Source organism: Haladaptatus sp. HS23 (assembly GCF_056892285.1).
On record NZ_JBXGLH010000005.1, the window covers coordinates 278,615 to 303,372 of the forward strand.

Sequence of the window (24,758 nt, forward strand, 5' to 3'; positions counted from 1 at the left end):
GTAGTGAGCGAAACGGACTTGCTCTCTTGGTACACACTGTATCTGTCTAATAGTAACAGTTATGTGTGATACTCTCTAACATGGATTTGTCGTCGTACAGCTTTACAACCAAGGTAGTTCAGGAATGATTGCCTGTCGTCCACGCCACAGGGTAGGCGTCACACGACGTCTGCTTTTACCGCGCACTTCACTCTCCTCGTAACGGTTCGACGCGATATCGAGACGAAACGTCGACGAGCCTGTACTCCGTCGATACAGCGTTCTGTCCCCCGATATCCGAAACAGTGCTGACTGTACCTCCTCTGCGAGCGAACGATGACGCATCCAAGGTATTTGGTAGCTCACGACGTACCTTCGTCGTATGGCACAGCAAGAAGTCCAACAGGAACTCACGGTCGACCGATACACGCTCGGTTTGGTCGGCCCGGAACAGGAGTGGGCCGGAACCGTCGCTGATGGCGGCACCATCGAAACGCACACACCGCCGGCGTGCTGGGGACCGATGATAACACCCGAGTTCAGGGGCGGACACGAAGTGACCCGTCCGATTCGGGTGGAGAACGCCGAGGTGGGCGATGCGATCGCGCTCAAAATCAAAGCCATCGACGTGACGAGCATCGCGACGAGTACCGGCAGCATGCGGGAGCGCGACGGCGCGTTCGGCGACGACCCGTTCGTCGACCACAAATGCCCGGACTGTGGGACGGAGTGGCCGGAGAGCCTCGTCGAGGGAACCGGTGAGGAGTCGATCAAATGCGCCGAGTGTGGTGCAAACGCCTCTTCGTTCGGATTCGAATACGGGTACACGGTCGCGTTCGACGACGAGCACACGGTCGGATTAACCGTCGGCGAAGCGGGTGCCGACGAGTTGGCGAACCGGGCGGACGAGGCGATGGCGCTCCCCGAGAACTCGCGTCAGCATCCGATTCTCCTGTACAAACCGTCGGAGATGCCGGGCACGTTAGGTCATCTCCGACCGTTTATCGGCAACGTCGGGACGACGCCGCCCATCGAAATCCCCGATTCCCACAACGCCGGGGACTTCGGCCAGTTCCTGATCGGCGCGGACCACGACTGGGGGCTTCCGGACGAGGACGCGCTCGCACGACGAACCGACGGTCACATGGACATCAACGCCGTCCGCGAAGGAGCGGTCCTCATCTGTCCCGTCAAAATCGACGGCGGCGGCGTCTACGTCGGCGACATGCACGCCAACCAGGGCGACGGTGAACTCTCGCTTCACACCACCGACGTGAGCGGCCGTGCGAAGTTCGACGTCGAAGTCATCAAGGGCCTCGACATCGACGGCCCGCTGTTGCTCCCGAACGAAGCGGACCTTCCGTACATCAGCAAGCCCTACTCGGCACAGGAGCGCGAGCGCGGCCAACAACTCGCGGCCGAGTACGACGTCGACGACGTCGCCGAGATGGGACCGCTACAAGTCGTCGGAAGCGGTGCGACGATAAACGACGCGACGGACAATGCCTTCGAACGCGCGGGAACCCTCCTCGATATGACCGAAGGAGAGGTGCGCGCCCGGTGCACGTTCACCGGCGGCGTCGAAATCGGACGCCTCCCCGGCGTCGTGCAACTCACGATGCTCGCGCCGATGGAGCGCCTCGAAGAACGCGGAATCGCGGACCTCGTTCGTGAACAGTACGACCTGTAAGTCGACCCCCCGTTCGATTCCCGTTACCGTCCGTCTTCGCAACCGCCCTGAACCGGCGGAAACACCGTCAGTTCCGCATCGCTCGGACACCCATCGTTCACGTCGACCCGTTCCCCGTTTACCGAGATGCGCGCGCTGCTCTGTAGACTGCCATCGTCGCCGTACAACTGGGTTTTCGCTCTGGGGTATTTTTCGACGAAGGCGTCGAGCGCCTCTCTCACGGACCCGCCGTCGAACGCCAGCGATACCGTTTTCTCGCCCGTCGCGCTTCGAAGCGGGCCGTACACCGTCACTCGCATGCGGTCTGCTATGCGAGGGGGACGGAAATGTCCTCGGCGTATTTCCCACCGGACGACAAGCCCGCCCCATCTCACAACGACGTCATGTCGAACGGCGGTTCCGTTTCCGCCGGAAGAGGTGTCTCGTAGCCCTGTTCTCCGGTTTCGTCCTCGAACTCCTCGTTCGCTTCCGCGACGACGGCCGGATTCTCGATGAGGGAGTACGCGGTTCCACCGAGAACTTTCGCGGCGTAGACGGCCCCTTTCGCCCCGAAATCGCCGTTCGCCGCGGTCGCCTGCCACGTGTGGCCCGGCGTTCCGACCGCCCACGTCGCCGCACGGAACTGGCCCGTCGGCGTTATCCAACTCACGTCCCCTACGTCGGTCGAACCCCCACCGACCGTTCCTTCCGCGTGCGGTGGAACCGGTTCGTCGTAGAGGGTCGCGTCGCGTATCTCCTCGGCGTACTCCTCGGGGACGTCTTCGAGGCTCGCTTCGACTCGGTCGTCGGGGATGGTCTCTTTGAGTTCCCCCGCGAACGCCCGGTCCTCGTCGGAATATCCGACCTCCCCGAGTTCCCGCATGGTCTCCCAGATGACGTCGGAGACGGTTCGGTTGGGAAGGTAGTCCCAGCACCCGGTGACGAACCGGCGATTCACGTCCGTCTGCGTCATCGTGGCCGCACCGTCGGCGATGTCCGTCAACCAGTCGCTGATGTGTTCGACTTCGGACCGCGTCGGTGCGCGGACGTAGTACCACACGGTCGCCGTCGCGGGGACCACGTTCGGTGCGTCGCCGCCGTCCGTGATGACGTAGTGGACGCGGGCCTTCTCGGAGATGTGTTCCCGCATGTATTCGACACCGGTGTTGAGGAGTTCGACGGCGTCGAGCGCGCTGCGACCTGATTCCGGTGCCGCGGCGGCGTGGGCGGAGACGCCTTCGAACGTGAACTGAATCGAGTCCATCGCGAGCGAGCGGTCCAGCGTGGGCGTGCTGAGGGTCGACGGATGCCACGTGATGGCCGCATCGAGGTCGTCGAAGGCACCGTCGCGGGCCATGAAGACCTTCCCGACGAGCGTTTCCTCCGCCGGACAGCCGTAGAATTCGACCGTTCCGTCGATGTCGCCGCGTTCGATGGCGCGCTTGACCCCGATGGCTCCGCCGACTCCGGCGACGCCGAAGAGGTTGTGTCCGCAGCCGTGTCCCGGCGCGCCGGGTTCGACGGGGTCGTGTTCCGCCGTCACCTTCTGTGAGAGGTCCGGGAGCGCGTCGTACTCCCCGAGAATGCCGACCGTCGGGTCGCCGCTTCCGTACGCGGCCTTGAACGCCGTCGGCATTCCGCCGATTCCGACCTCGACGTCGAACCCTTCCTCGTCCAACCGGTCGATGAGGACCTGCACGGACTCCTCCTCGTGGAGGCCGAGTTCCGGGCTTTCCCAGATGCGTTGTGTCATCGTCACCAATCGTTCCCGCTCGCTTTCGATCTCCTCGAACACGTTCGCTCTCGTCATGACTCTCGGCTCGTATGCCGCGACCATCAACGTTCGGCTCCCTGTCCGTCTTCACCGGTATCCGCCGACTGGAGCGACTCCTCACCGAGGTCCAACCGAGGTTGACCATTTCGGCTTCGCCGCTTCGGGGAACGGTTCCGCCTCTCGCACTACGTCGACGGAATGTTCGGCTCGAACGGGCCGTCGGTCATACTGACTCCACTACGGATTCCCGACAGTAAGTGGCGACGCCCGATTCCGTCGCTGGTCCGACGACGTAGCGCGGCGGAGACGTCGACTACTTCGACCGCAGTCGCTCGATGATGCCGGCGGTCTTGTCGAGCGACTCGATATCGGTAATCGAATCGCCGACGCCTATCCGTCCGGATTCGACCACGTCCGCACAGATTCCGCCGCGGCCGTTTTTGAGCGCTCGCGCGACGCCGTCTTGTTCGTTGAGCTGTTCGACGTGCGCACAGGGCGGGCGCGGTCTCGTCCCCTCCAACAGCGCGTCACCGACCCTGAACCGATGGTCCAGTAAATCGTGCACGTCGACGCCTTCGGTGACGATGTTGCGCCGGTGCTCGCCGGCCGTCAGGTCGAGGCCGAACTCCCGATTTATCTCCTCGATGGCTTCCCGGGCTATCAGCGTGACCTGACAGACGTCGAACGGCGAGTAGTAGCCCGTTCCGTTGAAGTATCGGTCGTCTCGAAGTCCTCTGTCGGTGACTGCGTGGACCGCCGAGACCGACTGCATCGGTTCGGACCCGGCTTCCGTGATGAAGAGATCAGTGACGTGGGCCATGCTATCCATTTCGCCTCGAACGTAGATAACGACTCACATCGCTCTGACCGCTTCGATGAATTGCATACGAAACGACTTGTTTCATGGGTAATCCGTACAGTCTCGCGGGACCTCACGAGTTCGTTCGTGGGGCAATCGAGCGGTCGAAAATCGGTCGCCCAAACTACGGCTTGAATGTGCAACCACACCGAGTATAATGCTCAACTACCACATCCGGTTAGAAGGTACTACTATGAGACACCACTGCTCGCAGGGCGATGTCGATTTCGGCGAACCATCCACATCGTTGCGACTTCTCTCTCTCTCGATTGCACGACTGAATCGAATTCCGACACCGAACGCCCATCGACTCCGGTCGACTCCGACCCGGGTAGCGTCATCTCCCTATAGAAATGGTCGAACACACCCGTACACTCGGATTCAAGGTAGCGTTCGCGCTCGGCCTCGGAACGATGATCGCCGCCGGTATCTTCTCGCTCTCCGGAACGGCGGTGGCGGCGGTAGGGAGCAGTGCGATCATTTCGTTCATCATCGCGGCGGTCATCGCGAGCATCACGGCTTACACCTACTCGGAGTTCGCCTCCATCTACAGCGAAAACGGCGGCGGATATCTCTTTTCCTCGCGCACGTTCGAGGAGGACCGATTGCTGTTCGCTATCGGGTCGTCGCTGTTCCTCGGCTACTGTGCGACCACGGCGTTCTACCTCGCCACCATGGGCGAATGGTTCCACCAGTTCATCATTCCCCACGGTGTCCCGATTCCGCACGGCGGTATCGCCGTTCTCACCGCGATTCTCCTCGGCTACCTCAATTCGAAGGGGACCGAGGAGAGCGGTACGTTTCAGGTACTCGTAACCAGCGCGAAGGTGGCCGTCTTGGTTGTGTTCATCGCTGGCGCCTTCGGATTTGCCGGACCGTCGCAAGCAGTCGGAAAGTTCGCGACCAGTTTTCAGAGCGACGTCGGTGGCATCGTCTCGGTCGCCGCGGTGGCGTTCATCACGTTCTTCGGGTTCTCCGCCATCGCCGCCAGCGCGGGTGAGATAATCGAACCGCGGAAGACGGTTCCCAAGGCCATCGCCGCGAGCATCCTCACGGTGACGGTCCTCTACATCTTCGTCATCGTCGCGATGGTCAACTCCCCGATTCCGCCGGAAGTCGTCGCGAAGCAGGGCGAAACCGCCATGGGGAAGGTCGCCGCGGCGTTCCTGGGTTCGTTCGGAAAGTGGCTCATCGTCGCCGGAGCCATCTTCAGCATGGTGTCGGCGTCGAATGCCTCCATTTTAGCGGCGTCGGGCATCGGTTCCCTGATGGGAAAACAGGGGCAAGCACCCCGACGGTTCGGCCGTATTCATCCGACGTACGCCACGCCGTTCTGGAGCGTCATCACGACGACGGGGGTCATTTCGGTTCTCATCGTGGGCTTCATCGCGCTGTTTCCCGCCGAAGGTGGGTTCGCTCCGATTCACCTCGGTCTCAACGCGTTGACCGGGTTCGCGAACCTGAACCTGCTCGCGCCGTTGGCGGTCGTCAACGTCGCGCTCATCGCCTCCCGGCGTCGGTTCCCCGACCTCGAACGACCCATCAGGGTTCCGTTCTCGCCGTGGTTGCCCGTGTTGGGAATTGTCGCCAACCTCGCGCTCATCGCCAAGTTGCCGCCGACGGGAATCGTCGTCGGCGTCGCCGTCGAACTACTGTTCATCAGTGGGTACCTCGTGTGGGGCGGCGCGCCCAACGTGGACGAATTAGTCAGACACGCCGTTGAACAGCAGGCACAACCGCTCGGCACGACCGGGGAAAGCCAATCCGGAGCGGAGACGCTATCGGAACCGGATACCGGCGTGGAGGCGCCAGAAGGGGAGACGGAAGACCGCTACCGCGTTCTGGTTCCGATGGCGCGCATCAACCGCGCCCCCGAGTACGTGAAGTTGGCGGCGACGTTGGCGAACGCCCGCGCCGAGAATCCCGTCATTCACGTCCTCAACGTCACACACATTCCCGACCAGACGCCGTACGAGATGGTACAGGATACCGCCGAAAAACGCGCCGACCGACTCATGGAGCGTCTCGACACCGTGGACGTCGGCGCCGAGTATACCGTAGGAGGGCACATCTCACGTGACGTCGGGTTCGACATCAACGAAACCGCTCGCGATACAGGGATAGACCTCATCCTGATGGGGTACCCCGAAGAACACTACGAAATCGCGGAGGCAGTCGAATACAACGCTCCCTGCGACGTGCTGTTCGCCCAGAACTTCGAGACGGGAGATTCGGAGGAACTCGACGCAATCAACGTCGGCGCGGGTGGCGGCCCGCACCACGAATCCATGCTCTCGCTCGTCGGGACGCTCGGTAAGGCGGGCGCGACGGTTCACGTCATCAACGTCACTCCGACCAGCAACAACGGGACGACGGAGGAGATGCAGGAAACCCTCGATTCGCTTCCCTCGGACATCGCCATCGAGCGCCACGAGGTCACGGCCGAAAGCGTCGCCGACGGATTGGTAGACGTCGCCGCCGAGAACGGTGGACCGTTGTTCATCGGCGCGTCCCGAACGCGGTTGCTCAAACGATGGATTCTCGGCTCGACTCCCGACCAAGTCATCCGAAAGGCCGACGCCCTCGGTGTTCCGGTCGTCGTCTACGCGACACCGACCGGCATCGCCGGCCGTCTCGGTGAAGCGTTGACCCCTCTCGGTCGGTTCACTCGACGGGTGTTCGGGCGAGATCAGCGACCGGATTCGGCCAACCCGGTTCGCTCGGACTGACAAAATCGAACGTTTACATCCTCACGGGGACTCGTTTCGTACTGGAAACCTCTAACTTGAGAAATCGTTCGACGTTTGGCGCCCCGTGTCGATATATCCGTTCTTGTCTACTCTTCGGTTTTCCATTCACCGGCCTCTTCGCCGTGGAACTCCCCTTTCGCTTCGCGCGTCGACCGCCAAAACGTCACGATTGCCATCAGCAGATAGAAGAGAATCACACCGCCGATGACGATTCCACCGGGGATTCCCGGAACTGCGGCGGTCGCGAGCGGGCTCTCGTTCGGAACGAAGACGGTGATGCGGAAGAGCCACGCCACGAGGAGAACCGTGAGCAGGGGAAAATATATCCGTTTCAGTCGGCGAGATAGGGCCTCTCGAAGCGACACCTTCACCGTCGGTTTGCGAAGGTCCGAACCGATTTTTTCGCGCCAATCGCGATGGACTGCACCCTCCGGGTCGAACACGTTCGCGAAGACGTTCTCCTCTATCATCCGCACCCGCGAACGCGTCGCGTCGTAGGTGCGATACCGTCGAACGTCGAACAGCAGGAACATGACCATCGCGAACATCCCTATCAGCAGGAAGTAGGGCGGACTGTCCACGCTTTCGAACGACAGTGCGAGCATCGCCACGATTACCGCTATCGCCCAGTCTATCGTGAGGTCCAAGCGGTCCAACCGCGTGGACATCTGCGAGACTTCGCCGCGGTAGTAGTGTGGCATCAGCGAGAGGAACTCGGAACTCTCCCCCGCCGCCTTCGTTGCCACGTCACGAGCGCTCCGTTGCTCCGGGTCGAACTCCTCGTCTTCCCGTTCCCCCATACGTGTGAGTTGGACGCGTGCGGATAACTATCGCTCGGTGGAACTGTCGTCGCCGACCGTCTCTTTTCGTCGTTACCACTGATAGAACTCGTCGAGGTCGGCATCGAATCGCCGCCGACCGAAGGGTCGTTCGCCATCGAGAGCTCGGACCGTGTCAGCCATCGACAAAGTCCGGGACGTCCGCCGGATACCGTTCGCGATTCTCCCGATAGTATTTGGCCACATAACCGACGAACAGGAACTTCATCGCCATCGCCGCCGCAGTAAAGAAAACGGTCTTGAGGGGCCGTTTCCGGTACGCTGAATGGACGGCGTATGCCGTTACGAATCCGTTCGCGTAGTTGAGAAATTCGATGGGTCGTCGTCGTCCCCGATGTCGATAGTACATCCGCTCGCCGAGTACGACCCGTGTCATCCACGCGTCGTCATCCGTCGGCGGGGAGAAGAGAACGGGATTGATGATGGTGAAACCGATTGCCCCCGCGACGACGCGCGGTCGTCGGAAGTAAATTCCACACACGAGAACGGGAAGGACGAGCACGCGCGACCAGCCACTACGTGGGTTTGCGTGCCGCTCCCAGAGCGTGTCCCGGAAGCGACGCCAGTACCGCGACGGTGAGTCGAGCACGCGTTCGTTCGAGTTGGGTTCTGCCATCCGTACGTATCGTATCTCCCGAGTCGATAAAGAATCGCGGCTCCGGTTCACGAATCGGCTCGAATCCCCTCGCACTTTCGAAATCGGGCTTTTTCACGGCCTCTCCGTCGACCAGTGAGGGTTCGATAGCCGGTGAAACTGTCCAGACTGCGCTGAAATGCGTCCGACGACGAACAAACGCGAAATCGAGAGGAGTGACCGCGAATTCAACACTGAAAGGACGAACCAGTTCCGTTACTGCAGTCGAACGTCGCCGGATACCACGACGGCGGTTCGTCGGTTGAAAGCGAGGTCCTACGCACCGAGTTCGGACACTGTGACGGATCGGTCAGAATGAATCGTAACGGAGTATCCTACGTACTCGAAGCGGATTTCTGGTGAACCACGCCGATAGAGGTCCTCAAGCGCATCCGGGTTGATAGCTTCGTAAAGGGGCGTTGCAGGCTCCGCATCCTTCGCCTCGGCCACCGCTCTCACCACTGTAGCAGTGAGCGACTCGGTGGTCTCGGATTCGGTACGTATCGACGGCTCTGCTTTCGATTGAGGCGAGTCGTGCATGCTCTGCGCTGAGGAATGTCGCGCTATTATTTTTACTGGGGGACGTGGTAGCACGTACCAAAATGTTCGGACAGTCCGGCAACGTGACTCCCGATTGGTACACAAGTTTCGTTTTCTACGTACACAAAAAACTTAAACAGCTATTCCGCGACTGTGCAGGTGAGTGTCGCTAACATGCCACGATCAATCTTCGACGATAGCGAGTACGAGCGGCGTTTAGAGCGGACGAAAGAACGACTGCGCGAGGAGGAACTCGACGCGCTCGTCGTGGCCGACCCCGCGAACATGAACTACCTCGCGGGATACGACGGCTGGTCGTTTTACGTCCATCAGGCCGTCGTGGTCACGCAGGAACGCGACGAACCGGTGTGGGTGGGCCGCGGTATGGACGCCAACGGAGCGCGCGCTACCACGTGGCTCGGCGAGGAGAGCATCCGCGCGTACAGCGACGACTACGTCCACTCGCCGTACGACCTCCATCCGATGGATTACCTGAGCGAGGTGTTGGAGGACCTCGACGTGGAGGACGGTGACATCGGCTTGGAGATGGACGCCTACTACTTCAGCGCGAAATCCTACACGCGCCTCCAGAAGAACCTCCCGGAAGCCAGTTTCGAGGACGCCACGCTCCTCGTCAACTGGCTCAGAATCAAGAAGAGCGACCAGGAACTCGACTACATGCGCGAGGCGGCCCGTATCTCGGAGGCAGCGATGCTGGCCGGACTCGACGCCATCGAGGAGGGCGTCCCCGAGTACGAGGCGGCGGCCGCTATCTACGACGGCCTCATCCGCGGTACCGACGACTTCGGCGGCGACTACCCGTCCATCGTCCCGCTGATGCCCTCGGGTGACCACACGGGGACGCCGCACCTCACGTGGACCGACCGGGAGTTCGAGGACGGCGACCCGGTCATCATCGAACTCTCGGGCTGTCGGCACCGCTATCACTCGCCGCTCGCCCGCACGACGTTCGTCGGCGACCCGCCGGACGCGATTCAGCGGACGGCCGACGTTGTCGTGGAGGGACTGGAAGCCGCAATCGACGCCGTCGAACCCGGCGTCACCTGCGAATCGGTCGAGAAGGTCTGGCGGGACACGATTGCCCAGTACGACCTCGAAAAGGAGGACCGCATCGCCTACGCGATGGGGCTGGGTTATCCGCCGGACTGGGGCGAACACACCGCCAGCATGCGGCCCGGTGACGAAACGAGACTGGAAGAGGACATGACCTTCCACATGATTCCGGGCCTCTGGTTCGACGACTTCGGCGTCGAGTTGAGCGAGACGTTCCGCGTCACGTCGAACGGTGCCGAAGTGTTAGCCGACTTCCCGCGCCGTCTCTTCACGGCGTAATCGAAGAATCGCGCAGGCCGGCCTGAACCCGGGAATCGGAATAAACGAGGGGAGTGCCGTCGACCGGGAGAGAAGAATTCAGTCCGAGGACGGCGCGAGAACCTGATTGTCCAGCGTCTCGCCCGATTCGAGGCGTTCCACGTTCTCCGCCACGATGTCGGCGAGTCTGTCCCAGTGTAGCGGCGTGTGGCCGCCGGTGTGCGGCGTGATGAGGCAATTCTCCAAGTCCCAGAGCGGATGGTCGGCCGGGAGGGGTTCGGGGTCGGTCACGTCGAGCGCCGCCCCTCGAATCTTGTTCGACTGGAGCGCGGCGACGAGCGCGTCGGTATCGACGATCGGACCGCGAGCGGTGTTGACGAGGACGGCGTCCGTCGGCATCGTCGCGAACTCCGATGTTCCGATGAGGCCGCGCGTCGCCTCCGTGAGCGGGCAGGCGACGATGACGTAGCGACTGCGGGAGAGCGCGTCGTGGATGTCGTCCTCGTCGAAACCGACCACCTCGTCCGTCGGACCGCCCTTCTCGGGCGTGTACCGGACGCCGATGGTTTCGACGTCGAATCCCTGAAGGCGCTGTGTGACGGCCTGTCCGATGGACCCGAGGCCGATGACCGTCACGGTACTGCCGGTGAGTTCGCCGGACTGGAAGTGCCGCCACTCGGAGCGCTGCTTGCGTCGCCATCCCTCGTGGAGACGGCGGGCGAAGACGAGCATGTTGCCGACGGCCTGCTCGGCGATTCCCGGTGCGTGAATGCCGCCGGCGTTCGTCACCGCGACGCCGCGCTCCGCGAGGGCGTCCGTGGGGACGTGGTCAGTGCCCGCGAAGGTACACGCGAACAGTTCGAGTTTGTCGGCGCGGGCGAGCAGGGATTCGTCCACGGTGATGCCGGTAACGACCCGCGCGTCGGCGACGAGTTCGCGCTCCTCTTTCGGCGTTCGGGCGTGAACGACGGTTCGGTCGGGGAGGCGTTCGCACAACGCCTCTGCGTACGATTCCATCGACAGTCCTTCGGTCCCCTCGCGGAGGACGGCGATATCCGGATTTTCACTCATGGTACACCACCGCGTCGGGTGACGCGAATAGATGGCCGAAGGATTGTGGGGACCCAACTTAGTCCTTTTGTGTAGTCGCTGTCAACGGATTGCGTTTACAATTAAGTGATTGGAGCGTGTCAGTACCACACATGGCAGAGTCAATACGTGACCGACTCGTCGACGTGCGACGCGAGTTCCATCGGTATCCGGAACCGGCGTGGCGCGAATTCCACACGACACACCGACTCGTCGAGGAGATTCGGGGAATCGGCGTCGACGAACTCGCCGTCGGAACCGAGGCGTACGACAGCGACGACAGGATGGCCGTCCCCGACGCCGAGGACATCGGGGAGTGGTCCGAACGCGCCCGTGAACGCGGTGCCGACCCCGAACTTCTCGACAGCATGGAGGGTGGAAACACCGGGGTCGTCGCCGTTCTGAACCGCGGGTCGGGACCGACGGTCGGCCTGCGGGTGGATATCGACGGCCTCTTCATCGAGGAATCGACGGACGACGACCACGTGCCCGCCGCCGAGGAGTTCAGGTCGGAAGGGGACGGGACGATGCACGCCTGCGGTCACGACTCCCACATGACGTGGGGGTTGGCGACGCTCGAAGCTATCGCGGAGAGCGACTTCGACGGAACGCTCGTCGTCTTCTTCCAACCCGCCGAGGAGGTGTCCGGCGGTGGGTATCCGATGGCGGAGAGCCGATTCGCCGACGACCTCGATTACCTCTTCGCCGTCCACGTCGGTTTGGATCACCCGACCGGCGAAGTCGTCGCCGGAATCGAGCGACCGCTCGCCATGTGCCACGTCGACGTGACGTTCGAGGGAACCTCCGCACACGCCGGGAAAGCGCCGCAGGACGGCGACAACGCGATGCAGGCGCTCGGCACCGCCATCCAGAACGCCTACGGGATTCCGCGGCACGAAGACGGGATGACCCGCGTCAACCTCGGTTGGGCGGAGGCGGGGACGTCGAGCAACGTCATCGCCGACTTCGCACACGTCGAAGCGGAGGCGCGCGGCGAGACGACCGAACTCATGGAGTACATGCAATCGCGACTGGACCGGACGCTCGAAACCGCCGCCGAGATGCACGGCTGTGACGTGGATATCGACGTGCGGAGCAAATCCCCCCGCGCCGACAGCGACCCGGAACTCGCCGACGTCGTGGCGAGCGTCGCCCACGAGACGGCGGGCGTCGAATCTGTCCTTCCGTCCGCGGACTTCGGTGCGAGCGAGGACGCGACCTTCCTGATGCGGCGGGTACAGGAAAACGGCGGCCTCGCGACGTACCTCATCGTCGGCACCGACCATCCGACGAGCCATCACACGCCGACGTTCGACGTGGACGAACGGAGCCTCGAAATCGGTGTGGACGTGCTGGTCGAATCAATCCTTTCCGTCTCGGGGACCGACGCGTGAGTTCCGAACGGACGGACGACGAGGCACCCACTGCCGACGATATCGTCACTGTCGCCGACGTGAAGGCAGCACAGGACCGCCTCGACGGCGTGGTTCACCGGACCCCGTTGGACCGGTCCACGACGTTCGCGGAGCGAAGCGGGGCGGCCTCCGTCGGCCTCAAATTGGAGAACATGCAGCGGACGGGGTCGTTCAAGAGTCGCGGCGCGTACAACACGATGGCGGGGTTATCTTCGGCGGAGCGCGAACGCGGGGTCGTCGCTTCGAGCGCGGGTAATCACGCACAGGGCGTCGCGTTCGCGGGTGGATTGCTCGATATCGACACGACCATCGTCGTTCCGGAAGTGACCCCCTCCGCAAAGATAGAAGCGACGCGCGGATACGGTGCGGACGTCGTCGTCGAGGGAGACATCTACGAACGCTCCTACGAGTACGCCCTCGAACTCGCGGACGAGGAGGGGTTACAGTTCGTGCATCCGTTCAACGACGAGGAGATAATCGCGGGGCAGGGAACCGTCGGCCTCGAACTCCTCGACCAGTACCCCGAAATAGACACCGTCCTCGTCTCCATCGGCGGCGGCGGGTTGATTTCGGGTATCGCGACGGTGCTCAAGGCACACGACCCGGATATCCGCGTCATTGGCGTCCAACCCGAAGGTGCGTTCCACGCCAAACCGTCGCTCGAACGGGACGAAATCCACGAACTGCCGGGCGTGGACACCGTGGCGGAGGGTATCGCCGACACCCGACTGCTCGACAAGACGTTCGCCGTCATCCGCGAACGGGTGGACGACGTGGTGAGCGTCAGCGACCGCGAGATGAGCGTCGCCGTCACGCTCCTCGCGGAGCGGGCAAAGACTGTGGCTGAAACCGCCGGGGCAGCGCCGCTCGCGGCGCTACTCTCCGGCGCAGTGGACGTGGAGGACGAACACGTCGCGGTCGTCGTCTCCGGCGGTAACGTGAACCTCTCCGAACACGCCGATTGCACCCGAACCGGCCTGATGCGACTCGGGCGATATGCGGAGGCCCGTCTCTCCGTCGCCGACTGGCCGAACGGACTCGGCGCACTGACTGAAACCCTCGAACGTCATGGCGCGGAACTGGAGGAATTGGAGCGGGCGCGCCGAACCGACGCGGACGACCCGAATCGAACCCCGGTGACGGTCGGCGTAGCGGGAGGCGGACGGGAGCATCTCTCTTCGGTATTGGACGCGTTGAACGACCGGGAGAGAATCGCGGTGGAGAACAGTACGTTGGACGGGTGAAGGGGGCCGAAATCGTCGTCACCGGGTTTCGTTTACGCGTTCCTCAGGCCGGTTTCGCCGAGGGCGTCCCCGCCGCCTCGATTGCTTCGTTCAGGATGCCGACACCCATCTCGATTTCGCGCGCCGTCGAATCGAGCGGCGGAAGGAGGCGGATGGTTTTCTTCCCGCATCCGAGGGTGAGGAGGCCGCGTTTCAGCGCCTCGTGAACGACCTCGTCCCGGCGGTTCGCGGAGTCGAACTCCACGGCAAGCATGAGTCCCTTGCCGCGCACGTCGTCGACGTGTTCCGGCGCGGCGTCGCGGAGCAGTTCCTTGGCTTGCCGTCCGCGCTCCGTCGCGTTGGCGAGCAGGTCGTGTTCCTCGATGGCTTCGAGCGTGAACGCGCCCTGCATCGACGCGAGGAGGTCGCCGCCGCCGAACGTCGAACCCAACCGGTTCTTCTCGGACGGGAAGAGGTCGGACCGCGAGATGGTCGCGCCGGTTCGAAGCGCCTTCGCGCTGGCGATGACGTCGGGTTCGATGGGATAGTGGTCGGACGCCCACATCTTTCCGGTGCGGCCCACACCGGACTGGATTTCGTCGACGACGAGCGGGATGTCGTACGTCTCACACACGTCTCCGACCTCGGCCATGAACTCGGTGTTCGGGAACCGATAGCCCCCGACGCCCTGAACCGGTTCGATGGTGACGAACGCGACTTCGTCGGGGTTGACGTGGCCGCCTTCCGGTTGGAGCGCGTTCCGTAGCTGTGAGCCGTCCTCGGTGAAGAAGCCACAGTCACAGGCGTCGTCGGTGTCACCCGTCGCCTCGCAGAACGGGACCGTACGGACACCACCGATTTCGGGGTAATGTCGCGTGTACACCTCGTTCGACCGGGTCAGCGAGAGAGTTCCGAGCGTCCGTCCGTGAAAGCTCCCGTCGAACGTGAAGGCGTACTTGGCGGCGGGCTTGTGGTCGTGGGTTATCTTCATCGCGTTCTCCATGGCCTCGGCCCCGGAGTTCGAGAGGAAGACGGTGTCCATGCCGTACTGACTGGAGACGTCGACGAGTTTCTCGACGAGGTGGCTCGACGCGGGAAATTCCGCCGTCTCCGGGTCCGGCCCCGCGCCGAAGTACATGTCCTGTCCGGCGATTTTCATCGGTTCGACCAGCGAGAACTCACGCAGTTTGCCGAGTATCTTCTCGTTGTTGTAGCCGAGCGGTGCCGCGCCGATGTGGCAGGTAAAATCGAGCAGGACGTTGCCGTCGACGTCGGTGACGAACGGGCCGTCCGCCTCGCCCGTCACGTCCCAGACGAATTCGTGTGAGAACTCGCTCGGTGCGGAGTGTTCGTGATGAAAATCGATCCATTTCTGTGCGTTCGGACCGGGCAGCGTGACCACGTCGGGATTCGCCGTGTCCCTATCCATACACAATGTTCGTATATCCCGTTATTAAAACTTGTTGTCGTTACGGAACGGACGACCGTCGCTGGTCGGGTGGCCGGTCAGTCGTCGTCTTGGCCGGCCACCTTCGCCCCGTCCGTCGTGTCCTCCCGTACCGTTGGCGCACCGATGAGTCTCGTGCGGTCCTGTAGGAGGACGCCACCGGTTTCCTCCTGGAACGTTTTCACGAGTCCGAGCATGGCGAGAAGACAAACGACGGCGAAAGGCGCCCCCGTGATGATGGACGCGGATTGGAGCGCATCCACGCCGCCGACCACCATGAGGATGGACGCGACGGTTCCCTGAAGCACCGCCCAGAAGATGCGGTTGATGGACGAGGGGTGTTCCTTCCCGCCGGTCGTTATCATCGACACCGCCAACGTCGAGGAGTCGGCGGACGTGACGAAGAACGTCGTCACGAGGATGAGGAACGCGGCGAGGAGAAGCGGCCCGATAATCGGGACCGCGTTGAACAGGACGAACCCAGCGACCGACGCGTCGTACTGATTGATGGGTCCGAGGATTTGTGCGACGCCCGTGTTCTGCAGCGTGACGGCCGTTCCACCGACGATGATGAACCACGGAATGGTCGCCATCGACGTCGCACCGATTCCGGCGAACGCGACTTCGCGGACGCTCCGGCCACGCGAGATGCGAGCGATGAACAGGCCGGCGAACGGTGACCACGCGAGGGGCCACAGCCAGTAGAAAACGGTCCAACTGTTCACCCACTTGTCGTAGCTGTGCGGTTGGGCCGCTTCAGTATACAGACTCATTTTGAAGAAATCGGTGACGAACCGACCGAACGCTTGTGTCCCGAGTTCGAGGATGCGGAACGTCGGGCCGAAGATGAGCGTGGCGACCATCACGAGGAAGAACAACACCATGTTGAAGTTCGAGAGCCACCTGATGCCCTTGTTGACCCCGAGCACGAGCGAGGCAGTGAAGATGACCGTCATGCCGGTGATGACCAGAATAGTTCCGACATCTCCGAGTTCGATACCCCACTGGAAGCTGAGGCCCGTGATGAACTGACTTCCGACGAATCCCAACGACGTGGCGACGCCACCCAGCGTCGCGAACACCGCGAGGATGTCGACGACTTTTCCGATGGGTCCGTCGACGTTGTCTGCACCGAGTATCGGCGTCAACACCGCCGACACCCGAAGCGGGGCGTCGTAGTTGTAGACGAAGTAACCGATGGCGAGTCCCATCACAGTGAAACACGACCACTGGGTGAGACTCCAGTGGAAAATGGCGTACTGTACTGCGATTGGCATCGCGGCCGCTGATTTGTCGGCAGCGTCGTACAGCGGCGGAACGCTCCCGTAGTGAGTGAGCGCCTCGGCGGGGCCCCAGAAGACGATGCCCGCCGCGAGTCCAGCCGAATACATCATGGCGAAGTACGAGAGATAGCTGTACTCCGGTTCTTCGTCTCCCAATCGGAGTTTCCCCCACGGACCGAAGATGAGGAACGCGAGGAAGAGGACGAAGGCCAACATCACGGCGAGGAAGTACCAGTTGAAGTATTCCAAAATCCAGTACTGGATTCCCCGTACGAAATCGTACGAGTCGGTCGGGTTCAGAACGAACGCGGCGACGAAGACGAGCGTAAGCACCGCACCTGCCCCGAAGATGGTCGGTTCGATTTCTTCACGGAACTCGGCTATCGCACCCTGGTCGTCGGAGTTGCTCATACGGACCCACCCCCCATCCCTCGGGTCGACGATTGCGCCCCGAGCGACCTATCCCTCGTCCTCGAAATTCGAACGGTTCGGTAGTCCGTTGTCGATTCCTCCTGTCCGTAACGGGCGTGTGATTTGTATCTCATGACTGATAATTGATGGCATTAGCCATGGTGTATGGTGGCATACATAGCATGCATCGTGAATGACGCTGATAAATATTACGGATATTGTTGTTATTGGCTACAGTATGTGTTTATAAGGTCGTTTGGAGAACGTAATCTGTGTACGACTACAACAGTCGCCAACCACGCTATAGTATAACACATCTCATGAGATATGGTTGTCGACCGTTCTGCATGACGGAATTTTACAAGGGTTCCATTCCCGGCGACAGCGTATCTCGGTGAAGAGTCTACGATGGTTACTCCTGTACAAACCGGTGGGTAGAACTTCCTTTCCCACCGATTCGAATCGAGGACTCGAAAACCTGTCCGTTCGTAACTCTTAATCATTCTCGTACACAGTTTTTGTTTATGAGTGACGAATCAGGCGAGCGCGAGCCGAGATACGACCTCGCCTACTCTGCAGACCGAGAACGGGGCATCCTCACGCCGAGCGATAGGGAGTTCCTCATCGGACGAAAATCCGACTACACCGAACACTCGAAAAAGCAGAAGCGAAACCGGATTCGCCGCCGTCTTCGGAACGCCATTCTCGACTTCACCCTCATCTTCGAACACCTCGAAGACCGTGACCGCGAGACGGTGTTCAACCCCGACGACGACGCGAGGGACGCCTACACGCAGGGAATCACCGACATGCTCGCGTTCCTCCACCTCGGGACGATGGGCTATTACACCCCGTTCAAGGACATGCTCGCACAGGGCGTCAACGAGGCCGAGCAGGAATTGGCAGGGTCGGATTACCGCATGGTAACGGTCGATTTCAACGTCGAACCGGTCGGACAAATCGACGTGGACGCGGTCATCGACAAACTCGAATTCGGCGACTTCGAGGAGATCACCGACGAGGAGCTTCGTGCGTTCATCCGCCTCCTCACCGAATCCGAGGAGTTCTCCGCCACCTCCATGCGCTCCGAGATGAAAGAACAGATGCACACGTTCATCGAGAAGGTGAACGCCGCGGCGGAACAGCGAGACCAGCGCGTCAGGGAACTGAACGACTGAGGACTCACCCGAGGTACGCGATGGCGTCCATCTCGACCCGCACGTCCCCCGGAAGCCGTGCAACCTCGACGCAGACCCGCGCCGGTGGCGTATCGCCGACCTTCGCGCCGTACGCGCCGTTGACCGCGTTGTAGTCGTCGAGGTCCGTCAGGTAGACGGTCACTTTCACGACATCGTCGAGGCCGTCGCCGCCAGCCTCGTCGACGACGGCGGCGATGTTGTCCAACACGCGCTCGGTTTGCGTTCGGATGTCGCCCTCGACGTCGTCTCCCGTTTCCGGGTCGACGGGGCCGTAGCCGGACATGTACAGCGTGTCGCCGGCGTGAACGCCTTGCGAGTACGGGTTGTCGTTGCGCGGTGCGTCGTCCGTGATGATTCGGTCGGTATCACTCATGCTGTTTCGAAATCGTTTGAAGAGTCGTTCGAAGGTTCGTTCTACGCGGTCGCCTGCCGCTCTGCGGTCACTTCCCGAATGGCCTCGCCGATGACGTCCATCGCGATTTCGGCCAGTTCCTCGGTGAGAACTAACGGCGGGAGGAGACGGAGGACGTTTCCGTGGCGTCCGGCTTTCCACACGAGAACGCCTCGTTCGTAGCAGTACTGTTGAATCGCGTCGACGGTTTCCCCGTTCGGATTCCCGTTCGCGTCCACGAACTCGGCCCCGACGAACAGCCCTTTTCCGCGAACCTCGCCGATACTGCCGGTTTCAGTCGCTGCCTCGCGGAGTCGCCCCCGGATGTACTCGCCGAGTTCGCGCCCGTGGGCAAGCAGGTCGTGGTCTTGGATGTACTCGATGGCTCGCGTTCCGGCGCGCATCGCGACGACGTGTCCGCGGTAGGTTCCTGCGTGGTCGCCCGACCCCCACGTGTCGAGGTCCTCGTGGTACATCGCCCCGGAGAGCGGGAAGCCGACGCCGCCGAGCGCCTTGGCCGTCGTCATCACGTCCGGCGTGACGTCGTACCACTCGCTCGCCCACCACTGACCGGTGCGGCCGAGGCCGCTCTGAATCTCGTCGAAAACGAGGACGACGTCGTTGTCGTCGGCGATTTCCCGAAGCCCGGTGAGGAACCCTTCCGGCGGCGTGATGATGCCGCCTTCGCCCTGAATCGGTTCCACGAAGATACCCGCCGGGTTCGCCAACCCGCCGTACGGGTCTTCGAGGATGGCTCGAACCTCTTCGAGCGCGTGGTCGACCGCCTCCTCCGACGTCTTGTCCTGCCCGAACGGGTGCGGATACGGGGCGTGGACGACGTCCGAGAGGAGCGGCGTATAGTGACCCTTGAATCCCTTGTTTCCGGTGAGGCTCATCGCGCCGCTGGTCGCGCCGTGGTACGCCCCACGAAATGCGATGAGGCCGTCCCCGCCCGTGTTGTACTTGGCGAGCTTTATCGCGGCCTCGATGGCGTCGCTTCCGGTCGGCCCGCCGAAGACGAACTTGTTGTTCCCCTGCAGCGCGCCGGGAGCGATTTCGTCGAGTTTCTCGATGAGTTCGAGACGCGCTTCGGTCGGGAAATCGACCGTGTGGACCAGTTTGTCCGCCTGTTCGTGTACCGCATCGAGAACGTACGGATTGGCGTGGCCGACGTTCAGCACGCCGATTCCGGCGAACATGTCGATGTACGTGTTTCCGTCCGTGTCGCGGACCGTCGCACCTTTTCCCGACTCGAAGGCTATCGGAATGTCCTCCGGATACGAAACCGCGCTGCTGTCGATGTCGCGCTGTTTGTCCAACAGTTCCCGCGTGCTCGGTCCCGGAACGGTGCCGACGTCCGGTGCGTCCTCGAAGTGGAGTTCGTCTATCGGTGGACTCGCCGTCATATGGGATACCATGTGAAAGGATTATAAATAAGTTGTCCACGATTTCTATATGCGCCATAAACGAAATTCGAACTCGGATAGTCGCACACGATTTTCGTACCGCGAGTCGATACCCACGAGTCATTGACAGTTACGTACGGGAACATCCACCGTAGAAGGTGCACGAACCGAAGAAACGGCTCCCTTCGTCCGTCTATCCCGAGCGCAGAAACGACCGTTCGAGCGATGATTCGACGGGAAAGATGGGACTCGCTATTCGACCCAGATTGTCTTCCGGTTGACGAACTCCTGAATGCCGATTTCGGAGAGTTCGCGCCCGTAGCCCGATTCTTCGACGCCGCCGAACGGAACCCGCGGGTCGGATTTCACGAGTTGGTTGACGTACACGCAGCCCGCATCGATTTCGTGGGTTAGCCGTTCGCCGCGTTCCCGGTCTTCCGTCCAGATGCTCGCGCCGAGACCGAACTCGGTGTCGTTCGCCTTCGCAATCGCGTCCTCCTCGTCAGCGGCGCGGTACACCGACGCCACGGGTCCGAACAGCTCTTCGGTGTCGGCGGGACAGCCTTCGGGAATGTCCGTGAGCATAGTCGGCGGATAGAACGCGCCCTCGCGGTCGAGGGGTTCGCCGCCGATTTCGACGGTCGCACCCGCATCGACGCTTTCGGAAACCTGCTCGTGGAGTTCCTCCATGAGGTCCTCGCGGGCCTGCGGGCCGATGTCGGTGTCCTCGTCCATCGGGTCGCCGACGGTCAGCGAGTCGAACTCGTCGACGAGGCGGTCCACGAACTCGTCGTATATCTCGTCGTGGACGATGAACCGCTTGGCCGCGATGCACGACTGACCGCTGTTCTGGTTGCGCGCCCACGCACCGGTTTCGGCCGCTGCGTCCAAATCCGCATCGTCGAGGACGACGAACGGGTCGCTACCGCCGAGTTCGAGGACGGTCTTTTTGAGGTTCTCCCCGGCCGTCGACGCGATGGCTCGACCCGCGGGGCCGCTCCCGGTGAGGGTCGCCGCTTTCACCCGGTCGTCGGCGAGCAGGTCCTCGACGGACGACGACGGGAGGAGCAGCGACTGGAAGACTCCTTCGGGATATCCAGCGTCGCGGAATATCTCCTCGATGGCCAGCGCGCATCCAGGCACGTTCGAGGCGTGCTTCAGAATGCCGACGTTCCCCGCGGTGAGGTACGGGGCCGCGAAGCGGAACACCTGCCAGAACGGGAAGTTCCACGGCATCACCGCGAGAACACAGCCCAACGGCTCGTACGACGTTTTCACGGCGGAACCGGCGGGACTCGGGTGGAACTCGTCCGCGAGGTACGCGTCCGCGTGTTCCGCGTAGTGATTACAGAGCCATTCGCACTTTTCGATTTCCCCTTTCGCCTGCGAGACGGGTTTTCCCATCTCGCGTGTCATCAGCTCTGCGTACTTCTGTTTTCGCTCGCCGAGGATGTCCGCGACGTCCGAGAGGAGTTCCTCGCGTTCCCGAAGCGGACGGGTGCGCCACGAATCGAACGCGTCCGTCGCGGTGTCGAGCGCTTCCTTGGCCTCGGTGATATCCTCGTCTTCGTACGTGTCGATCTGGTCTCCGGTTGCGGGATTTATGACGTTCATAGTCATTATTTCGTTGATGCCGTCTACAGATACTGTGTTTGTAAATGGCATAAAGCTACCGCCGAAAACGACGAGGATTGGGACATCGGTGTCCGCTTCCGCTGAAAAACACCGGTCGTGAGTGGTCAGAGATTGGCCACTACGATGAACCCCTTGTATGGTCTTGTTGAAACCTCGGGAAGTGATCGGTTTCAGGAGCCGTGCTGAATGCAGGGCGCAAGTCTAACGCTCTGTGGGATAATTTCGGGAGGAAGTGAGACACAGTTGCATCTAGACAAACTACCGCTCTGCAAACGAAATTACTTACTTCACAGCGATAAACTGCCTTCTACAGTGATTGACTTCTCAGAGGTGGGTCCGGGTGTCTTCTTCGGCGCAATTACGATGGTCGCGTGGGGTATCTGGCTGGTCGTCGGGAATGCTGCGTCCGACTCGATCGACCCGAGAACTGCCGCTGCTATTTCGTACGTCGTCGCGACGACGCTCACCGTAGTCTACGTCTTCACCTCTGATGCGTCGCTCGTCATCACTCCGCGGGGTGGACTGCTCGCGGCCATTGCTGGTGTGTTTGTAGCAATCGGCCTCATCTCGACGTACGTGGGTCTCTCCGTGGGAACGACGACGACCGTCTCGACGGTCAGCGCGATGTACTTCGTCGTGGCGGCGCTCATCGGGATGGCCGTCCTCGGGGACGAAGTCACGGCGAAAAAAATCCTCGGTCTCGCATTCGCTGCTGTCGGAGTGTTGCTTATTGCCCGATAGTTTCACACCGATCTGAGATACGTACCCTCCGTATTTAGCACGTGCTTCGTATCATCCGTTGAGGTTACTACAGGGCCTCGTATTCCGAGGAGGAACGGTAGACGTGAGACCCCCGCGTGAAAGTGCTCCGAATGCTACTCTACCGCTACAAATCGCGGGTTCTGAGGGGTCATGTGACCACTTTCACTCCGGGTAAGGCTCTCGATTATGCCGCGTGCAGTCGATTCAAAGTATATGGCTCGGTCCTCCCCAACGGTCGCCGTCGAATCGCTTTCAAACTCGGTTACCACAGACGACTGTTCGCGTAACGTACTGGTTCACCTCACCGGAACCGACGCCGACCAGCGACTCGTCCGCGAAGCGGGGCGATACGTGGCGGGGTCGGGCGGCGAACTCGTACTGGTGAGTACGCTGTCCTCGGACGAGTTCGTGGACCGACAGCACTCGTACGCTTCCATCTCCGCGCTTCCGACCTACACGTTGAACCGAGCCAGGGAATCGCGTCGTCAGCGTGCACACCGGACCGGTCACCGCGCGCTCGAATCGCTCGGAATCGACTACACCGCGGTCGGGATGGTCGGCGACGAAACGGATTGTTTGCTCACCGCCGCGCGGAGATACGACTGCGGTCATCTCTTCCTCGTCGAACGACGACGCTCACTACTTCGTCGATTCCTCGTTCGAAACCTCGGTCCGGCGGTCGCCCGCAAGTTCGACGGATTCGTCACCGTGTTGCAGGCGGACAACGCCGAGAAGACCGACGGCAAACGACGTTCGATGGCGAGCGTGTGAGAAACGGTAACGGACTCCCCTCCCGTAGAAATCACCGAACCGTGAGCCGAAAAGATGATATGAACGGTTCGCTCTACCTCATATATGGACCGTTCACTCGTCCGGAGAGTCCTCTTTGGGTTTCTTCTGACCCTTCCCGTGTTCGGGCTTCTGTTCTGGTTCGTCGATATCGAACCGGTTCTTGCCGCGCTCCAGCAGGCACAGCGAACGATTCTCGCGCTCGTCCTTCTGACGACGATTTGCTGGTTGTTCGCGTGGAGTCAATCGCTCCGGACCGTCCTTCGAACGTTGGACGTCTCGGTGTCCGTTCCGCGGTCGTTCTTCCTGTTTTCAGGTGCCACCTTCTCGAACAACGTCACGCCGTTCGGGCAGGCGGGCGGCGAACCCATCACCGCGTACCTGATTTCTCGAACGTCGAACACGAAATACGAAACCGGCTTAGCGGCGATTGCGAGCGTCGATACGCTCAACTTCGTCCCGTCGTTCCTGTTCGCCGTCATCGGAATCGGGTACTACGCTGTCGTGCTGACGTTCACCTCACGCATGAAGTATGCGGCCGTGATTCTCGGCGGACTCGGCGTGGTCATCTTCGGCGGCGGGTACTACCTTTGGCGGTCCCGTACGGCCGCACAGCGACGCCTCTCGTCCGGGGTCGCTGGCCTTCTCGGTCGGGTGGCTAGCGTCATCCCTCGCTTTTCCGCGCCGAGTCAGGCAGTGATTCGTGATCGGATCGCACATTTCGTTCGGACGATAGAGCGCATCGCCACGAACCCGACGCGACTCGCCGTTGCGCTCGGGTTTTCGGGTGCCGGGTGGTTGTTCCAAGCGGGCGCATTGTGGCTCGCTTTCTACGCGATAGGGACGACGGTCCCCTTCTCAGTCGTGCTGTTCGCGATTCCGATCAGCGCAATCGCCGGCGTCACTCCGCTCCCCGGCGGTGCGGGAGGAATCGAAACGGTCCTCGTCGCGCTTCTCACGTCCACGACGAGCGTCGAGTCCGCTATCATCGTGGCCGCGGTCATCATCTTCCGCGGACTCATCTACTGGGTTCCGACCGTTATCGGCGGCAGCGTCCTCGCGGTACTGACCGCGAAGCGAGTCGCGTGATCACGCGACGAAAGGATACGGTCAAGATAGTGCCTACCAACGGTGGAGACTACTATGACGACTCGCTACGAATACAAGGTCATCAAAGCACCCACCAAATGGCTCGGAATGGCGACGGATAGACGGGAGATGGAACGCCGTCTCAACTACCTCGCACAGGAAGGCTGGGAACTCGACCAAGCGGCCATCAACTGGGGCGGCAGTACCGACCTGATTCTGCGCCGCCCTCGGTGACACTCCTCC

At 61.7% G+C, this 24,758-nt stretch carries 23 protein-coding genes; 11 read left to right on the forward strand and 12 right to left on the reverse strand.

What is annotated here, in order from left to right; all coding sequences use genetic code 11:
* Positions 1-361: 361 nt before the first annotated feature.
* A complete protein-coding gene (locus AC1XDK_RS16065) occupies positions 362-1,669 on the forward strand; it encodes an acetamidase/formamidase family protein (protein WP_483350944.1) in 1,308 nt (435 codons plus the stop codon).
* A 23-nt stretch (positions 1,670-1,692) separates the two neighbouring features.
* Here the strand turns inward: AC1XDK_RS16065 and AC1XDK_RS16070 are convergent, their stop codons facing one another.
* Both AC1XDK_RS16070 and AC1XDK_RS16075 read right to left on the reverse strand, forming a co-directional pair.
* On the reverse strand, positions 1,693-1,968 hold the full coding sequence (locus AC1XDK_RS16070) for a ubiquitin-like small modifier protein 1 (protein ID WP_483350946.1): 276 nt from the start codon (positions 1,966-1,968) through the stop codon (positions 1,693-1,695).
* Positions 1,969-2,039: 71 nt separating this feature from the next.
* The gene (locus AC1XDK_RS16075) at positions 2,040-3,458 is read right to left on the reverse strand and encodes an amidohydrolase (RefSeq protein ID WP_483350947.1); all 1,419 of its coding nucleotides are present in this window, start codon (positions 3,456-3,458) and stop codon (positions 2,040-2,042) included.
* 14 nt (positions 3,459-3,472) lie between these two features.
* Between AC1XDK_RS16075 and AC1XDK_RS16080 the strand changes: the two genes are divergently transcribed.
* The gene (locus AC1XDK_RS16080) at positions 3,473-3,679 is read left to right on the forward strand and encodes a hypothetical protein (RefSeq protein ID WP_483350948.1); all 207 of its coding nucleotides are present in this window, start codon (positions 3,473-3,475) and stop codon (positions 3,677-3,679) included.
* A gap of 56 nt (positions 3,680-3,735) precedes the next feature.
* Here the strand turns inward: AC1XDK_RS16080 and AC1XDK_RS16085 are convergent, their stop codons facing one another.
* Positions 3,736-4,242, reverse strand: a complete 507-nt coding sequence (locus tag AC1XDK_RS16085) for an MOSC domain-containing protein (RefSeq protein WP_483351066.1) — start codon at positions 4,240-4,242, stop codon at positions 3,736-3,738.
* 392 nt (positions 4,243-4,634) lie between these two features.
* Here AC1XDK_RS16085 and AC1XDK_RS16090 point away from each other — a divergent pair, with 392 nt between their 5' ends.
* Positions 4,635-7,010, forward strand: coding sequence for an amino acid permease (locus tag AC1XDK_RS16090; RefSeq protein ID WP_483350949.1), 2,376 nt, complete (start codon positions 4,635-4,637; stop codon positions 7,008-7,010).
* Positions 7,011-7,117: 107 nt separating this feature from the next.
* Here AC1XDK_RS16090 and AC1XDK_RS16095 read toward each other — a convergent pair whose 3' ends face one another.
* From AC1XDK_RS16095 to AC1XDK_RS16105, 3 genes are all read right to left on the reverse strand, one after another.
* Positions 7,118-7,831 (reverse strand): DUF2270 domain-containing protein, encoded by a 714-nt coding sequence (locus AC1XDK_RS16095; protein WP_483350950.1) that lies wholly within the window; start codon positions 7,829-7,831, stop codon positions 7,118-7,120.
* 154 nt (positions 7,832-7,985) lie between these two features.
* Positions 7,986-8,486 carry a DUF6653 family protein gene (locus AC1XDK_RS16100; protein ID WP_483350951.1) on the reverse strand — a complete coding sequence of 167 codons (501 nt, stop codon included), beginning with the start codon at positions 8,484-8,486 and terminating at the stop codon, positions 7,986-7,988.
* A 294-nt stretch (positions 8,487-8,780) separates the two neighbouring features.
* Positions 8,781-9,044, reverse strand: coding sequence for a HalOD1 output domain-containing protein (locus tag AC1XDK_RS16105; protein WP_483350952.1), 264 nt, complete (start codon positions 9,042-9,044; stop codon positions 8,781-8,783).
* Positions 9,045-9,218: 174 nt separating this feature from the next.
* Between AC1XDK_RS16105 and AC1XDK_RS16110 the strand changes: the two genes are divergently transcribed.
* Complete coding sequence (locus AC1XDK_RS16110) at positions 9,219-10,397, forward strand: M24 family metallopeptidase (RefSeq protein ID WP_483350953.1); 1,179 nt, start codon at positions 9,219-9,221, stop codon at positions 10,395-10,397.
* 78 nt (positions 10,398-10,475) lie between these two features.
* Here the strand turns inward: AC1XDK_RS16110 and AC1XDK_RS16115 are convergent, their stop codons facing one another.
* The gene (locus AC1XDK_RS16115; protein WP_483350954.1) at positions 10,476-11,447 is read right to left on the reverse strand and encodes a D-2-hydroxyacid dehydrogenase; all 972 of its coding nucleotides are present in this window, start codon (positions 11,445-11,447) and stop codon (positions 10,476-10,478) included.
* A 131-nt stretch (positions 11,448-11,578) separates the two neighbouring features.
* Here AC1XDK_RS16115 and AC1XDK_RS16120 point away from each other — a divergent pair, with 131 nt between their 5' ends.
* Both AC1XDK_RS16120 and ilvA read left to right on the forward strand, forming a co-directional pair.
* Positions 11,579-12,859 carry an amidohydrolase gene (locus AC1XDK_RS16120; RefSeq protein WP_483350955.1) on the forward strand — a complete coding sequence of 427 codons (1,281 nt, stop codon included), beginning with the start codon at positions 11,579-11,581 and terminating at the stop codon, positions 12,857-12,859.
* A complete protein-coding gene (gene ilvA, locus AC1XDK_RS16125; protein WP_483350957.1) occupies positions 12,856-14,124 on the forward strand; it encodes a threonine ammonia-lyase in 1,269 nt (422 codons plus the stop codon). Before AC1XDK_RS16120 ends, ilvA begins: the two co-directional genes overlap by 4 nt.
* A gap of 43 nt (positions 14,125-14,167) precedes the next feature.
* On the opposite strand, the gene AC1XDK_RS16130 is transcribed toward ilvA, so the two are convergent.
* Positions 14,168-15,532 carry an aminotransferase class III-fold pyridoxal phosphate-dependent enzyme gene (locus AC1XDK_RS16130; protein ID WP_483350958.1) on the reverse strand — a complete coding sequence of 455 codons (1,365 nt, stop codon included), beginning with the start codon at positions 15,530-15,532 and terminating at the stop codon, positions 14,168-14,170.
* Positions 15,533-15,609: 77 nt separating this feature from the next.
* Positions 15,610-17,244, reverse strand: coding sequence for a BCCT family transporter (locus AC1XDK_RS16135; RefSeq protein WP_483350959.1), 1,635 nt, complete (start codon positions 17,242-17,244; stop codon positions 15,610-15,612).
* A gap of 524 nt (positions 17,245-17,768) precedes the next feature.
* On the opposite strand from AC1XDK_RS16135, the gene AC1XDK_RS16140 reads away from it, so the two are divergent.
* Entirely contained in the window at positions 17,769-18,422 is a 654-nt protein-coding gene (locus AC1XDK_RS16140) for a DUF8102 family protein (protein ID WP_231188153.1), read from the forward strand.
* Positions 18,423-18,426: 4 nt separating this feature from the next.
* Here the strand turns inward: AC1XDK_RS16140 and AC1XDK_RS16145 are convergent, their stop codons facing one another.
* From AC1XDK_RS16145 to AC1XDK_RS16155, 3 genes are all read right to left on the reverse strand, one after another.
* Positions 18,427-18,816: a Rid family detoxifying hydrolase gene (locus AC1XDK_RS16145; protein WP_483350960.1), complete on the reverse strand. Its 390-nt coding sequence runs from the start codon at positions 18,814-18,816 to the stop codon at positions 18,427-18,429.
* Positions 18,817-18,857: 41 nt separating this feature from the next.
* Complete coding sequence (locus AC1XDK_RS16150; protein WP_483350961.1) at positions 18,858-20,240, reverse strand: aspartate aminotransferase family protein; 1,383 nt, start codon at positions 20,238-20,240, stop codon at positions 18,858-18,860.
* Positions 20,241-20,492: 252 nt separating this feature from the next.
* On the reverse strand, positions 20,493-21,854 hold the full coding sequence (locus AC1XDK_RS16155) for an NAD-dependent succinate-semialdehyde dehydrogenase (RefSeq protein WP_483350962.1): 1,362 nt from the start codon (positions 21,852-21,854) through the stop codon (positions 20,493-20,495).
* 336 nt (positions 21,855-22,190) lie between these two features.
* On the opposite strand from AC1XDK_RS16155, the gene AC1XDK_RS16160 reads away from it, so the two are divergent.
* The 4 genes from AC1XDK_RS16160 to AC1XDK_RS16175 all read left to right on the forward strand — a co-directional run bounded on the left by AC1XDK_RS16160 (position 22,191) and on the right by AC1XDK_RS16175 (position 24,749).
* A complete protein-coding gene (locus AC1XDK_RS16160; protein WP_483351067.1) occupies positions 22,191-22,616 on the forward strand; it encodes an EamA family transporter in 426 nt (141 codons plus the stop codon).
* 234 nt (positions 22,617-22,850) lie between these two features.
* On the forward strand, positions 22,851-23,408 hold the full coding sequence (locus tag AC1XDK_RS16165; RefSeq protein WP_483350964.1) for a universal stress protein: 558 nt from the start codon (positions 22,851-22,853) through the stop codon (positions 23,406-23,408).
* 84 nt (positions 23,409-23,492) lie between these two features.
* Positions 23,493-24,515, forward strand: a complete 1,023-nt coding sequence (locus tag AC1XDK_RS16170; protein ID WP_483350965.1) for a lysylphosphatidylglycerol synthase transmembrane domain-containing protein — start codon at positions 23,493-23,495, stop codon at positions 24,513-24,515.
* A 54-nt stretch (positions 24,516-24,569) separates the two neighbouring features.
* Positions 24,570-24,749, forward strand: coding sequence for a DUF4177 domain-containing protein (locus AC1XDK_RS16175; protein WP_483350966.1), 180 nt, complete (start codon positions 24,570-24,572; stop codon positions 24,747-24,749).
* Positions 24,750-24,758 lie beyond the last annotated feature (9 nt).

Bases quoted from the DNA above. Each gene is read 5' to 3' on its own strand.
- AC1XDK_RS16075 (WP_483350947.1), bottom strand. From the start codon at position 3,458: ATGACGAGAGCGAACGTGTTCGAGGAGATCGAAAGCGAGCGGGAACGA.
- AC1XDK_RS16150 (WP_483350961.1), bottom strand. From the start codon at position 20,240: ATGACGGCGAGTCCACCGATAGACGAACTCCACTTCGAGGACGCACCG.
- AC1XDK_RS16120 (WP_483350955.1), top strand. From the start codon at position 11,579: ATGGCAGAGTCAATACGTGACCGACTCGTCGACGTGCGACGCGAGTTC.
- AC1XDK_RS16070 (WP_483350946.1), bottom strand. From the start codon at position 1,968: ATGCGAGTGACGGTGTACGGCCCGCTTCGAAGCGCGACGGGCGAGAAA.
- AC1XDK_RS16085 (WP_483351066.1), bottom strand. From the start codon at position 4,242: ATGGCCCACGTCACTGATCTCTTCATCACGGAAGCCGGGTCCGAACCG.
- AC1XDK_RS16110 (WP_483350953.1), top strand. From the start codon at position 9,219: ATGCCACGATCAATCTTCGACGATAGCGAGTACGAGCGGCGTTTAGAG.
- AC1XDK_RS16080 (WP_483350948.1), top strand. From the start codon at position 3,473: ATGCCGCGACCATCAACGTTCGGCTCCCTGTCCGTCTTCACCGGTATC.
- AC1XDK_RS16165 (WP_483350964.1), top strand. From the start codon at position 22,851: ATGGCTCGGTCCTCCCCAACGGTCGCCGTCGAATCGCTTTCAAACTCG.
- AC1XDK_RS16130 (WP_483350958.1), bottom strand. From the start codon at position 15,532: ATGGATAGGGACACGGCGAATCCCGACGTGGTCACGCTGCCCGGTCCG.
- AC1XDK_RS16170 (WP_483350965.1), top strand. From the start codon at position 23,493: ATGGACCGTTCACTCGTCCGGAGAGTCCTCTTTGGGTTTCTTCTGACC.
- AC1XDK_RS16115 (WP_483350954.1), bottom strand. From the start codon at position 11,447: ATGAGTGAAAATCCGGATATCGCCGTCCTCCGCGAGGGGACCGAAGGA.
- AC1XDK_RS16175 (WP_483350966.1), top strand. From the start codon at position 24,570: ATGACGACTCGCTACGAATACAAGGTCATCAAAGCACCCACCAAATGG.
- AC1XDK_RS16095 (WP_483350950.1), bottom strand. From the start codon at position 7,831: ATGGGGGAACGGGAAGACGAGGAGTTCGACCCGGAGCAACGGAGCGCT.
- AC1XDK_RS16065 (WP_483350944.1), top strand. From the start codon at position 362: ATGGCACAGCAAGAAGTCCAACAGGAACTCACGGTCGACCGATACACG.
- AC1XDK_RS16155 (WP_483350962.1), bottom strand. From the start codon at position 21,854: ATGAACGTCATAAATCCCGCAACCGGAGACCAGATCGACACGTACGAA.
- AC1XDK_RS16140 (WP_231188153.1), top strand. From the start codon at position 17,769: ATGAGTGACGAATCAGGCGAGCGCGAGCCGAGATACGACCTCGCCTAC.
- AC1XDK_RS16090 (WP_483350949.1), top strand. From the start codon at position 4,635: ATGGTCGAACACACCCGTACACTCGGATTCAAGGTAGCGTTCGCGCTC.
- AC1XDK_RS16100 (WP_483350951.1), bottom strand. From the start codon at position 8,486: ATGGCAGAACCCAACTCGAACGAACGCGTGCTCGACTCACCGTCGCGG.
- AC1XDK_RS16145 (WP_483350960.1), bottom strand. From the start codon at position 18,816: ATGAGTGATACCGACCGAATCATCACGGACGACGCACCGCGCAACGAC.
- AC1XDK_RS16105 (WP_483350952.1), bottom strand. From the start codon at position 9,044: ATGCACGACTCGCCTCAATCGAAAGCAGAGCCGTCGATACGTACCGAA.
- AC1XDK_RS16135 (WP_483350959.1), bottom strand. From the start codon at position 17,244: ATGAGCAACTCCGACGACCAGGGTGCGATAGCCGAGTTCCGTGAAGAA.